We start from the raw sequence: 12822 nt of genomic DNA on the forward strand, positions 1-12822 counted from the left end.
TGGCCATCTCGTCGAGCAGGGTGGTCATGTCGGGCATGCCTGGAACCGTCCCGGCGGGCTGGTGCTGATCCCGTGAAGCTCCCGGCGCGGTAACCGCCCGACCGGACGCCCGAGCCGTCAGCGCGGTGGGGCCACGGCCGCCATCGCCGTGCGGACCCGCTTGGCCGACACCGGAGCGGCCGTGCCGAGGCTCTGCGCGAACAGGCTGACCCGCAGCTCCTCCAACAGCCAGCCGACGTCGGCGACATCACCCGGCAGCGGCCCGGCCGGATAGCGGGCGCACAGGGCCGCGTACTCGTCCTCGAGCTGGTCGATCACCTCGGCGCCGACGCGGTCGCGCCCCGGGTTGCTCCGGGCCGCGGACAGCCGCAGCTCGATGGCGTGCAGGTAGCGCGGCAGCCGTCCCCAGTACGGGTCGGGGGTGGCGGCGATGAACCCGGCATGGACCAGGCCGGCGAGCTGCTCTGCGACGTCTGCGCGCACCGGCGGCGGCGCCCCCGGCAGCGCCAACTGGACCCGCTGGTGGCGCTGCAGCACGTCGGCGGCGGCGTTCACCGTGTCGAGCATCGTCTCCGCGGTGCGGGAACGCACCCGGTCGCGCAGGGCCGCGAAAGCGTCCGCGTCGCGCACCTGCCAGGACGAGCCGGACGCCGCCGCCAGTGACCCGGTCGCCTTGAGCCGGCAGTCGGCGAGCAGCGCCGGGACCGAGGGGTACGGCGAGGCGGCCAGCGCGAACTTGACCGGGTTGCTGATCCGGGACACCACCCAGTTGGTCGGGTCCGGGCTGGTCAGCACGATCAGCCTGCGCAGGCCAAGCGCGTGCGAGCGGATCGCCTCGTCCCTGGTCGCGAACACCGTCACACCGACCCTGTCGCGGTGGTCGGCCAGCGCCGGGTAGCCCACCACGGCGCCGTCCACCTGCTCGGCGATCGAGCCGAACTCCCAGCTCGTCGCCCCGGCGTGGGTGTGCTCGGCGGCGCCGGCGTTCAGTTCGGCGCGCACCTGGGTGCCCAGCTGTTCGGCCAGCGCCGGAAGGTCCTTGCCGGTGGCCACCTGCTCACCGTCGCGGGTCACCACGAAACGCACCCGCAGGTGATCGGGCACCGCCTCACCGTTCCACGCCTCGTCGGGAACCTGGACGCCGGTGAGGCTCCGCACCGCGCGGCCGAGGGCCGCCGGCAGTGGCTCGCCGGCGACCGGATGCTCGGCCAGCCAGGCCAACGCCCGCTTGGCGGTGTCCGGCGCCGGCACCAGGCGCGCGCGCCACTGCTTGGGCAGCGTCCGGATCAGTTCGGTGGCGAGCTCCTGCCGCAGCCCGGGCACCTGCCACCCGAAGTCGGACGCCGCCACCCGGTTGAGCTGGGCGAGCTCGACGGCGACCGTGACCCCGTCGGAGCCGGCGCCGGGTTCGAAGGTGTAGCTGACGGGCAGGTCGACCTCGCCGCTGGTCCAGTGGTCGGGGAACGAATCGGTGTCGACCTCGGTGTCGGTGAGCAGGTCGTCGCCGGACAGGTCGAGCAGGTGCTCGTCGCGGCGGCGGGCGTCGCGCCACCAACGGTCGAAGTGGGCCACCGACACCACGTCGGGCGGGACCCGGGCGTCGTAGAACGCGAACAGGCTGGCGTCGTCGGCGAGCAGGTCGAGCCGCCGGGTGCGTTCGGCCAGCTGCTCGGCCTGTGCCCGCGCGGCCTCGTTGCGGGCCCAGAAATGGTGCCGGGTGTGCCACTGCCCCTCGACCAGGGCGGACTGAATGAAGATCCGGTGCGCCTCGATCGGGTCGATCCGGCCGTAGGACACGGTCCGCCCAGCCACGATCGGGACCCCCAGCAGCGCGACCCGTTCGGTCGCCACCACCTGCCCCGAGCGGGCGGACCAGCGCGGCTCGGAGTAGCTGCGGCTGAGCAGGTGCGCACCGACCTCCTCGATCCAGGTCTCCTCGATCGGCGCCACGGTGCGCGCCCACAGCCGGGTGGTCTCGACCAGTTCGACCGCCATCACCAGCGGCGGGTTGATCCGTGCGGCGGCCGAGCCCGGGCTGATCGCGAAGCGTGAGCCCCGCGCGCCCAGGTACTCGCGGGGGCCGCGGCGGCGACGCTCCCCCGGCCTGCCCCGGTCGCGTTCGCGTTCGTCCAGTAACCCGACGTGCGACAGCAGGCCGGACAGCACCGCCAGGTGCACCCGGTCGAGCCCGGCCGGTTCGGCGTTGCGGTTCATGCCCAGATCACGGCAGACGGTCTTGAGTTGGGCGTTGAGGTCCTCCCACTCACGCACCCGCAAAAAGTTCAGGTACTCCTCGCGGCACATCCGCCTGAACGCGTTGCCGGAGCGCTCCTTGCGGCTGCGCTGCAGGTAGCGCCACAGCCGCAGCAGGGCGGCGATGTCGGACGGGTCGCGGTCGGTCTGCTTGCCCTCGGCGCCGGCCTCGAGGGCGTCGGAGAAGAAGCGCCGGTGCAGGGCGTCCGCCTGCTGCTGGAACTCGGCCGGCCGGTCGCGGACGTCCTGGACGGTCAGGCCCGCGACCACGGCCTGGGCCTCGCGCAGGCAGCCCTGCCGCTCGGCCTCGACCAGCATCCGGCCGAGCCGTGGATCGACGGGCAGCCTGGCCAGCCGGTGACCGATCGGGGTGAGCCGGACGCCGTCGCCGCGGCCCCGGCGTCCGCGTCCGCCGCCCGGGTGGGCCGAGACCCCACCAGCGGAGGTCCCCGCCTTCGACGCCCCCGTCGTGGCGCGGTCGGTCTCGATCGCGCCCAACTCGGTGAGCAGCCGCACGCCGTCGCTGATCTGGGCCGAATCGGGCGGTTCGACGAACGGGAATCGGGCGATGTCTCCCAGCCGGGCCTGCGCCATCTGCAGGATCACCGCGGCCAGGTTGGTGCGCAGGATCTCCGGCTCGGTGAACTCGGGCCGCGCCAGGAAGTCCTCCTCGTCGTAGAGCCGGATGCACACCCCGGGCGCGACCCGGCCGCACCGTCCGGCCCGTTGGTTCGCCGACGCCTGCGAGATCGGTTCGATCGGCAGCCGCTGCACCTTCGTCCGGGCCGACCAGCGCGAGATCCGGGCGAAGCCGGGGTCGACCACCGACCGGATGCCGGGCACCGTCAGCGACGTCTCGGCGACGTTGGTGGCCAGCACCACCCGCAGAGTGCGGTGGGCGCTGAACACCCGGTGCTGCTCGTGCGCCGACAACCGGGCGAACAGCGGCAGGATCTCCACCTCACGTCTGGTCATGCCGGGCCAGTCGAGGCCCGCGATCGCGTCCGCGGCGTCCCGGATCTCGCGTTCACCCGAGCAGAACACCAGGATGTCGCCGTCGGGCCCGTCGAGCACCAGCTCGGTGACCGCGTCGCAGATGCCGTCGATCAGGTCCCTGTCGGTGCCGCCCTCGATCACCGGACGCCAGCGCAGCTCGACCGGGTAGGTGCGGCCGGACACCTCGATGATCGGTGCGTCGTCGAAGTGCGCGCTGAACCGGGCGGTGTCGATCGTCGCCGAGGTGACGATCACCTTCAGGTCGGGACGCCGCGGCAGCAGCTGCTTCAGGTAGCCCAGCAGGAAGTCGATGTTGAGGCTTCGCTCGTGCGCCTCGTCGATGATCAGGGTGTCGTAGCGGCGCAGGTCACGGTCGTGACCGATCTCGGCCAGCAGGATGCCGTCGGTCATCACCTTCACCCGGGTCTGCCGGGTGGTCTTCGCCGTGAATCGAACCTGGTAGCCGACAACCTCGCCCAGCGGCGTCCCGACCTCTTCGGCGATGCGTTCGGCCAGGCTGCGGGCCGCGATCCGCCTGGGCTGGGTGTGACCGACCCGTTCCCGCCCGGCCGCCAGGCAGAGCTTCGGCAGCTGGGTGGTCTTGCCCGAGCCCGTCTCGCCCGCCACGATCACCACCTGGTGGTCGCGGATGGCGGTCACGATCTCGTCCGCCCATGCCGCGATCGGTAGGCCCGGGTCGACCGCCAGGCGCAACGCCCCGGCCACTACTTGACCAGCACCACCGGGCAGCTGGCGTAGGTCATCAGGCCGCGGGCCACGCTCCCGATCGAATAGGTCGGGAAGCGCACGTTCGCCTCGAGCACCAGCAGCGACAGCGAGTCGCTGAACGACGCCAGCTCGTCGACCGGAGCGCCGTAGCGCACCTGGGTGGTCACCGCCGGGGCGTCCGGGTGACGCGCCAGCACGCGACGGACCTGCCGCTCCTGCTCGGCGGCGGTGTTCACGACCGCGGAGTCGATCTGCTCCTGGCTGACGGCGGAACGGAAGATCCTGCCGGAGGGTGCCTTGCAGATGCTGATCACCTGGACGTCCTGGCCGGCGTACAGCGGGTTGGTCAGCACCCACTCCAGCGCCGCATCACCCGGACCGCCCGCCTCGATCGCCACGCCGATCGGGCCGTCGTGGTGCGGCGCGTCGGCGACCACCACCAACGGGCAGCGCACCGAAGCGGCCAGCCCGACGGCCGTGGAGCCGGACAGCTGGCGATTGTCGCCGTGGGTGCGCCGGCCGACCACCACCATCGAGCAGTTCTGGCTGAGCTGGGTGAGGACCCCGACCGGGGTGCCGACCGCGACCTTGATCCGGATCCGCTTCTTGGCCACGCCGAGGGAGTTCGCGACGGCGGCGGCGTCCACCAGCAGCCTGCGAGCGGTCGCCTGCACATCGGCGCCGTCGGTGACCACTCCCCAGGCGCTGTTCACCACCGTGTTGTCGGCGACGAACACCAGTTGCAGCATGGTCTTGGTCGCGGCCGCGATCCCCGCTGCGTACTCGAGCGCCTCGACCGCGTCGTCCGAGGCGTCGTAGCCGACCAGGATCGGCGGCGGCCCGCTGTAGGGCTTCGGCATTCCCCCTCCAATCAAAGGTCCCGCGTTCAGTCGGCCGCGATCGAGCGCCCCGCGTAGTGATCGGGCTGGATGCCGATCACCATGGGTCGGTCGCCCGGCGCCCACGGACTCGGCATGTTGGCCGGCAGCGACGCTACCGGCGCCCCCGAGGTGCCGTGCACCAGGACACTCCAACCGGTCGAGGTGTCCGCATCCAGGTCGTCGACCTGGAACGACACCTCGACCGGGCGAACGAGTTCGGCCAGCGGTGAACCCGCCATCGTGCGGAAGACGATCACGTCGTCGACCAGTCCGTAGCTGACCGGCAGGATCTGCACGCCCGAGGCGGAGTTCCAGCCGACCCGGCCAAAGGTGCGGGTCGCCAGCAACAACCGGCATTCCGCCGCATCCAGCGTGGTCAGGTGCCCATACTGCGCCATGGGGGCGACCTTACTAGGGTTCAGACCACCCCTGCGCCCAGCTTCCAATCCCGCACCTCCGGCAGGTCTTCGAGATGTTCGATGATGTAGCTGTGGTGCCGCTCGAGCTGGCTCTCGCAGTACCGCATCAGGTCGCCCGATCCGCGCCGGGTCACCTTCATGTTGTTCAGCACGTCCATCACCAGGTGGTAGCGGGAGGCCCGGTTGCGCACCACCATGTCGAACGGCGTGGTGGTGGTGCCCTGCTCGATGAAGCCCCGCACCCGGAACCGGTCGGCGTCCGGACGCCCGTGCACCAGTTGGTGGATGGCACCCGGGTAGCCGTGGAAGGCGAAGACGACGTCGCGGTTGTCGGTGAACAGCTCCTTGAAGTACAGCTCGCTCATGCCGTGCGGATGGTCCTTGGGCCGCATCAGCGTCATCAGGTCGACCACGTTGACCACCCGCAGCCTGATGTCGGGCAGCCGCGACTTGATCAGCTCCGCGGCCGCGATCGTCTCCAGGGTGGGGATGTCGCCGGCGCAGGCCATCACGATGTCGGGCTCGTCGGCGTCCTCTTCGGTACCGGCCCATTCCCAGATCGAGGCGCCCTGGGTGCAGTGCTCGATCGCCTCGTCCATCGACAACCACTGCGGCTGCGGCTGCTTGTCCTGGACGATGAGGTTCACGTAGTTCTTGCTGCGGAAGCAGTGATCGGCCACCGACAGCAGGCAGTTGGCGTCCGGCGGCAGGTAGATCCGGGAATGCTGGGCGCCGCCGTTGAGCACCACCTGCAGCATGCCGGGGCCCTGATGGCTGAAGCCGTTGTGGTCGTTGCGCCAGGCCGTCGAGCTGAGCAGGATATTCAGGCTCGGCACGTCGGCCCGCCAGGGCAGGTGGGACGCCTCCTGAAGCCATTTGCCGTGCTGGATGGTCTGGCTGGCCGACACCATCGCGAACGCCTCGTAGGTGGCGAACAGGCCGTGGCGTCCGGTCAGCGTGTAGCCCTCGAGCCAGCCGTGGCAGTTGTGCTCGCTGAGCACCTCCATCACCCGGCCACGGTGGCTGAGCTTCACGTCGATGTCGGTCAGGCCCTCCATCCAGGCCCTGTCGGACGCCTCGAAGACCGCCCCCAGGCGGTTGGAATTGGTCTCGTCGGGACAGAACAGCCGGAACGTGTGGGGGTTGCGCACGTAGGCCTCGCGCATGAACTCGCCCAGGCTGCGGGTCGACTCGATGCGCTCGGTGGCGCGCTGCTCGACGGTGACCGCGAGGTCGCGGAAGTCGGGCAGGTCGAGCGGCTCACTGAGCAGGCCGCCGTTGGCGTACGGAGTGCCGGACATGGACGCCGACTTCTCGGGGTTGGCCTGGCGGACCAACTCGACCGGACGGCCGGTGTCGTCGAACAACTCCTCGGGCCGGTACGAGCGCATCCACGCCTCGAGCTGCGCCAGGTGGGCGGCGTTGGTCTTGACCCCCGACAGCGGCACCTGGTGGGCACGCCAGGTGCCCTCGACCTGCACGCCGTCGACCTCGTGCGGGCCCGTCCAGCCCTTCGGGGAACGCAGCACGATCATCGGCCAGTGCGGCCGCTCGGTGAAACCACTGCCTTCGCGAGCCTGCTCCTGGATGGCCTTGATCGTGCCGTAGGCCTCGGCCAGCGCAGCGGCGAAGCGGTAGTGCATGCCGGGCAGGTCGTCGCCCTCGACCTCGATCACGTCGTAGCCGTGACCGGTGAGCAGGCCGTGCACCTCGTCGTACGGTTTGCGTGCCAGCACCGTCGGTGCGGCGATCTTGCCGCCGTTGAGGTGGAGGATCGGCAGCACGGCGCCGTCGTGCTCGGGATTGACGAACGAGATGCCCTTCCAGGAGCCCTCCAGCGGACCGGTCTCGGCCTCACCGTCGCCGACCACCGCGATGGTCAGCAGGTCGGGATTGTCGAAGACCGAGCCGAAGGCGTGAATCAGTGCGTAGCCGAGCTCGCCGCCCTCGTGGATCGAGCCGGGGGTGGTCACCGACACGTGACTGGGGATACCGCCGGGAGCCGAGAACTGCCGGAAGAACTTCAGCAGACCCTCGTTGTCCTGGGTGATGTGCGGAAAGGCGTCGGTGTAGGTGCCCTCGAGGTAGGAGGCGCCGACCAGGGCGGGGCCGCCGTGACCGGGCCCGGTGATGTAGAGGCAGTCCTGTCCGGTGTGCTGGATCAGCCGCGACACGTGGGCGTAGATGAACGCCAGGCCGGAGCTGGTGCCCCAGTGGCCGAGCAGCCGCGGCTTGATGTGTTCGGGCGCCAGGGGTTCGCGCAGCAGCGGGTTCGCCATCAGGTAGATCTGGCCGACGGTGAGGTAGTTGTTGGCCCGCCACCAGGCGTCGATACCGGCTAGCTCGGATTCGGTGAGTTCAGGCAGGGCTGCTGACATGCTCTCCACGCTAGCCACTGCGAGCGACGAAAGGCGCGATTCGGGTCCGCAATTCCGTCGGACGGCTAGATCGGTCAGCCGTCGGAGGCGAACGTGGTGCGGCCGCGCAGCTTGGCCGCCAGGTGTTCGTCGATCTCGTCCGAGACGACCGACACCGCCCGCAGCGCCTGGTGCAGGTGTGCAGGCACGAACGGCTGGGCGAAGATCGACAGCGACACGAACACACGGTCCTTGATCAGCATGAACCTCACGAAGCGGGCCTCGGTGTTCAGGTCGGACAGCACCTCCATCGCCCGGCTGCGGCCCTCGACGTCGTGGACCACCGCGGAGAACACCAGCACCTCCTGGGCGTCGCTGGTGGCCCTGACGAACACCATCGTCGAGCCGACCCGCAGCGCGAAGTCGCCGTCGTCGTCCTGGAGCGGCGGGTGGCCGAGCAGCTCGGTGAGCTCGGCCCCGATCAACCGGTCCAGGTCGGCCTTGCCGGCGACCATCCGGGCAGCCAGGTCCTCGTCGTCGAAGGTCGTGGTGGGCGCCTCCTTCGCCCCGGGCGGGGTGAGGATCTCAGCCAGCTGATCGGGCGCCAGGAAAGCCGGGTGCGGCACCCGGTAGACGGATCGCAACACCTCGGTGGCGGCGGCCGCCAGGTCGCCGGCCCCCTCCTGGTCGCCGACTCGCCAGAAGTTCTCGCTCGGGTGCTCGTCGTCGACGTTCGGCGGCTGCCAGCCCAACGCCTCGAGCTGTCCGAGCTGGCCGTCGTCGAGCTGGAACTCCTCGCTCAACGCGGCGTTGCCGGCCGCCTCGGCCACCAGCTGCTCCTCGGGGCCGCAGCGGAACAGCACGAACGGCGCCGTGCCCTCCTGTTCGGTGGCCAGCGACCCGATGCGCAGGGTCGCGCCCGGATCCATGTGCGAGATCACCTCGCCCAGGCGTCCGGCGAACTCGGCCCACGCCTGGTCGGTGCTCCGGTCGAGGTCGAACGAGTGCACCTCGCTGGCGTTGTTGTCGGCATCCACGCGCCCAACCTAGCCAAGCCCGGCGTGAAGGTGGAACGCCTCGGCGGTTCGGGTTCGGATCAGGGCGCGCCGGAATGGCGCCCGTGCCCCGGTCGGCTCAGCCGAGCAGCGCGGCGATCAGCGTGATGGACGGCACCGACAGCATGGTGGAGATGAAGATCGAGTCGCGGGCCAGCAGCTCGCCCACCTCGTAGCGGGACGCGATCACGAAGATGTTCTGGGCCGCCGGCAGGGCCGCTATCACGGTGACGGCGAGCAGCTCGTGCCCGGACAGCCCGAACGCCATCCCCAACGCCCAGGCGGCACAGGGCATCAGCAGCACCTTGACGACCTGGATGAGCACCACCTCGTTGAACTGCCTGCCGGGCCTCGGCAGCGGGTCGAGCCGCAACGACACGCCGAAGGCGAGCAGCATCGCCGGCACCGCGATCGCGCCGACCAGCTCGATCGGGGCCATCACCAGATCGGGGACGCCGAGGCCGGACAGGTTCACCGCCATCGCGAGCAGCACGGCGGTGGTGATCGGATTGCGCAGCGGCAGCGTCAGGTAGCTGTACCAGGGCATCGGCTCGCCGGCGTGCCGCGCCGCCCGGGTGTCCAGCAGGGCCAGCGCCACCGGCTGCAGGAAGCCGACCTGCACCAGCATGATCGGCGCCATCCAGGTCATGTCGCCCATGATCGCCGCGGCGATCGGCAGGCCCAGGTTGCCGGCGTTGGTGTAGCTGGCGCACAGCGTGCCGACGATCGTGCGGGCGTTCGGACGCCCGAACAGCGCTCGTGCGCCGATCAGGTAGCCGGCCGCGGCGATCGCGATCGCCAGCACCGACACCACCAGGGTGTGTGAGAAGAGGTGTGCCAGGTCGGCCCGGGAGACCAGCGAGAACAGCAGCGCCGGGGACGCGACCAGAAAGGCCAGGCGGTTCAGCAGGGCGCGGTGCAGGTCGCCGAGCACCCTGAAGTGGGCCAACAGCGCGCCCGCGGCCACGATCGTCCCGATCGTGAAGAAGCCGGAGAGCGCACCCTGCATCGCACTCACCCTAGAGCGACCGGCGCCGGTGCGAGGCGGCGTCCGGAGGCGGGGCGGCGGCCCCTGCCCCGGCGTCGGGACGCGTACAGTGACCGCCGATGACCCAGCGCAACCACCTGATCGACCTGGCCCGCGCGCTGTCGGTGTTCGTGGTCGTCACCTTCCACTGCCTGCTGTACCGCATCGTGGTGGTCGACGGCGCGCCGGCGATGGTGCCCTGGGCGCCGCGGCCGCACGCAGCCTGGTGGACGGCGAGCTGGTTCATCATGATCATCCCGCTGTTCTTCATCGCGGGCGGCTTCGCGCACGCCCTGGTGGTGGACCGGATGCGTGCCGAGGGCCGCGGCTACACCTACTACCTGACGTCGCGGGCGCGCCGCCTGGTCGGGCCGCTGCTGGTGTTCGCCGGGTTCTTCACGCTGCTCGGCACCGCCGCCGCGTGGTTGTGGGACGCCGGCGCGACCGTGGCGCTGAGCGTGCAGTTCGCGCAGCTGCTGTGGTTCATCGCCACCTACCTGGTGATCGTCGGGGTCGCGCCGCTGATGGTGACCCTGCACGACCGGTTCGGCGTGTTGCCGATGCTGGCGCTGACGGTGCTCGCCGTCGCCGTGGACGCCTGGGCGATGGCGTCCGGCACCAACGACCTGCGCTACCTGAACCTGGTGACCGTGTGGCCGCTGTGCCACCAACTCGGCATCGCCTACCACCGCGGCTGGTTCCGGCGGGGCCGGGCCTGGGTGCCGTGGCTGGCGCTGGTCCTCTCGGCCGCCACGATTCCGGTGCTGATCGCCGGCTTCGGGTACCCCGGATCGTCGATCGGGCTGGGCGACATTCCCGTCGCGAACGTGCTGCCGCCGACGGCGGCGATGATCGTGCTGGGCTTCGGCCAGACGGCGCTGCTGGGGCTGCTGGAACGGGCCGGGGTGGCGGCCACCCTGCCGCCCCGGGTGGAGCGCGGGTTGGGCGTGGCCAACGCACTGGCCGTCACCACCTACCTGTGGCACATCCCGTGCATCGTGATCGCGGCGGTCGCGCTGTACGCGGTCACTGTGGCGGCACCGGCGTTGACCAGCGTGTTGCTGTCCCAGGTCGCGGTCGCGGTGCTGACCTGGGCGATCATCGTCGCGGTGGTGCCGCTGATCGGCCGCGCCGAATACGCGCTGGTGCCCCGGCTCGGCGAGACTCCGGTGCGGGGCGCGATCGGTGCCTATCTGCTGCTCACCGCCGGCACCGCACTGATCTGGCTGAACGGCATGGTGCTGCACCCGTTGCGGCCCTGGTCGGCGGTCGGACTGGTGCTGCTCGGCGTGGGGATGGGGTGGCTGCGCCGCGCAGCGAGCGCGCCTGCCGCGGCGTCCGGCCCCTAGTGGGGCCCTGCCCCACCGCCGTCCGCCGCCTAGACTGGCCCCTCGAAGGGGAAGGCGGTGGGAGTGGATCCGACCCAGTGGGACGCGCCGTTCCCGATCATCGTCGCCGCCCTGTTCTGCATCGTGCTGGTGCGTACCAACGCCACCTACTGGGTCGGACGCCTGGTGGCCGGCGGGGCTCACCGCACCAGGGTCGCCAGGCTGATGGACTCGGCCGGGTACCGGCGCGCCATCGAGCGGGTGAATGGTTGGGGTGCCCCCGCGGTCACCGTGTCGTTCCTCACCATCGGCGTGCAGACCCTGGTCAACCTGGCCGCCGGCGCGACCCGGATGCCGCTGGTGCGCTACCTGCCGGCGACCATCATCGGCTCCGTCGCGTGGGCGCTGCTGTACGGCACGGTCGGCTTCGTCGGTCTGGAGGCGCTGGCCCTGCTGTGGCAGCGCTCCCCCGCCCTCGCCGTCACTGTGGCCGTCGTGGCCGCGGCCGGCCTGGCCTGGTTCATCGCGCGCCAGGCCCGCTCGGCCCGGGGCGGCAGCATCGAGACCGAGCCGGAGGCAGCCCCCACCGACGGCACGTAGGCCGACCAGTGGGCGACGGCGGGCCTTGGCGGCTAGTCGACGGTGATGGCCAGCTTGCCGACCGCCTCGCCCGAGCGCGCCAGGGCATGCGCCTCGGCGAGAGTGGCGGGGTTGAGACCGTTGAGCGTCCGCTGCAGCGTCGTCCGCAGCCGGCCGGCGTCGACGAGTTCGGCGGTGCGCGCCAGCAGGGCGCCCTGCTCGTCGACGTCGGGGGTGTCGTGGCCGGTCCTGGCGAACATGTACTCCCAGTGGAAGCTGATCGCCTTCGGCTTCAACGGCAGGATCGAACCCGGGTCGTCATCGATGGCGACGATCGAACCGAACGGCTTCAGCAGCTGCTGGTAGGTGGCCAGGTTGGCCGCGGTGAACGACGAGAACACCCAGTCGACGCCGCCCGGCGAGACCGCGGACACCTCGTCGAGAAGGTTGCGACCGACCACATGGTCGGCACCGAGCTCGGTGACGAAGGCGCGCGAGGCGTCCCGGCTCGCGGTGGCCACCACCGTGACGCCGGTGAGCTGCTTGGCGAGCTGGATCATGATGCTGCCCACCCCACCTGCACCGCCGACGACCAGCAGGACGCCGGCGCTGTCGGCGCCCAGCCGCAGCTTGTCGAACAGGCACTCCCAGGCGGTGATCGTCGTGAGCGGCAGTGCGGCTGCCGCCGCCCAGTCCAGGCTGCGCGGCTTGTGGGCGACGATCCGGTGGTCGACGGCGTGCAGCTCGGCGTTCGTACCCGGACGGGTGACGTCACCGGCGTAGTAGACCTCGTCCCCGACGGCGAACCCACCGGCCTCGGCACCGACGGCTTCGACGACACCGGAAGCGTCGTAGCCGAGTTGCTTGGCCTGGCCGGGTTCGAGCCGGGCGAGCTGTTTGGTGTCGACCGGGTTGATCGAGACCGCCCGCACCCGCACCAGCAGGTCACGGGGTCGCAACTCGGGCACCGGGACCTGTTCGGCGGTGAAGGTGTCCTGCAGGGGACGTCCCGCGTGAGCGAGCCACGCGGTCATGGTCTGGGTCATGGGTCCACGCTAGGCGGCATTCCGGCGCACGGTCCATAGTCTCCGGGATTCGCGTTCACCGGGATGACGGGGTCGCCATGGGCACTCGCGACTCGACCCCGGGGACGAGAAGCGGTTCGAGCGTGTCGAGACCCGATCGGGGAGTCTCGACA

At 70.9% G+C, this 12822-nt stretch carries 9 protein-coding genes; 2 read left to right on the forward strand and 7 right to left on the reverse strand.

All coding sequences use genetic code 11. The features are described from left to right. Positions 1-117: 117 nt before the first annotated feature. The 6 genes from hrpA to OIE40_RS07525 all read right to left on the reverse strand — a co-directional run bounded on the left by hrpA (position 118) and on the right by OIE40_RS07525 (position 9699). Complete coding sequence (gene hrpA, locus OIE40_RS07500) at positions 118-3975, reverse strand: ATP-dependent RNA helicase HrpA (protein ID WP_264701534.1); 3858 nt, start codon at positions 3973-3975, stop codon at positions 118-120. Continuing rightward, positions 3975-4838: a universal stress protein gene (locus OIE40_RS07505; RefSeq protein WP_264701536.1), complete on the reverse strand. Its 864-nt coding sequence runs from the start codon at positions 4836-4838 to the stop codon at positions 3975-3977. Before OIE40_RS07505 ends, hrpA begins: the two co-directional genes overlap by 1 nt. A 26-nt stretch (positions 4839-4864) precedes the next feature. Then, a complete protein-coding gene (locus tag OIE40_RS07510; protein ID WP_264701538.1) occupies positions 4865-5257 on the reverse strand; it encodes a pyridoxamine 5'-phosphate oxidase family protein in 393 nt (130 codons plus the stop codon). A 20-nt stretch (positions 5258-5277) separates the two neighbouring features. After that, entirely contained in the window at positions 5278-7656 is a 2379-nt protein-coding gene (locus OIE40_RS07515) for a phosphoketolase family protein (RefSeq protein WP_264701540.1), read from the reverse strand. Between the two features lie 74 nt (positions 7657-7730). Next, the gene (locus OIE40_RS07520) at positions 7731-8672 is read right to left on the reverse strand and encodes a T3SS (YopN, CesT) and YbjN peptide-binding chaperone 1 (protein ID WP_264701542.1); all 942 of its coding nucleotides are present in this window, start codon (positions 8670-8672) and stop codon (positions 7731-7733) included. A gap of 97 nt (positions 8673-8769) precedes the next feature. Further along, entirely contained in the window at positions 8770-9699 is a 930-nt protein-coding gene (locus OIE40_RS07525) for an AEC family transporter (RefSeq protein WP_264701543.1), read from the reverse strand. 98 nt (positions 9700-9797) lie between these two features. On the opposite strand from OIE40_RS07525, the gene OIE40_RS07530 reads away from it, so the two are divergent. Together OIE40_RS07530 and OIE40_RS07535 are read left to right on the forward strand one after the other, a co-directional pair. Continuing rightward, a complete protein-coding gene (locus OIE40_RS07530) occupies positions 9798-11066 on the forward strand; it encodes an acyltransferase (protein WP_264701545.1) in 1269 nt (422 codons plus the stop codon). 63 nt (positions 11067-11129) lie between these two features. Continuing rightward, positions 11130-11645 (forward strand): DedA family protein, encoded by a 516-nt coding sequence (locus OIE40_RS07535; protein WP_264701547.1) that lies wholly within the window; start codon positions 11130-11132, stop codon positions 11643-11645. 32 nt (positions 11646-11677) lie between these two features. Here the strand turns inward: OIE40_RS07535 and OIE40_RS07540 are convergent, their stop codons facing one another. Next, complete coding sequence (locus tag OIE40_RS07540; protein ID WP_264701550.1) at positions 11678-12670, reverse strand: zinc-binding alcohol dehydrogenase family protein; 993 nt, start codon at positions 12668-12670, stop codon at positions 11678-11680. Positions 12671-12822: the final 152 nt, after the last annotated feature.

It is taken from the genome of Micropruina sonneratiae, from assembly GCF_025972045.1.
Taxonomy (GTDB): Bacteria; Actinomycetota; Actinomycetes; order Propionibacteriales; family Propionibacteriaceae; genus Micropruina; species Micropruina sonneratiae.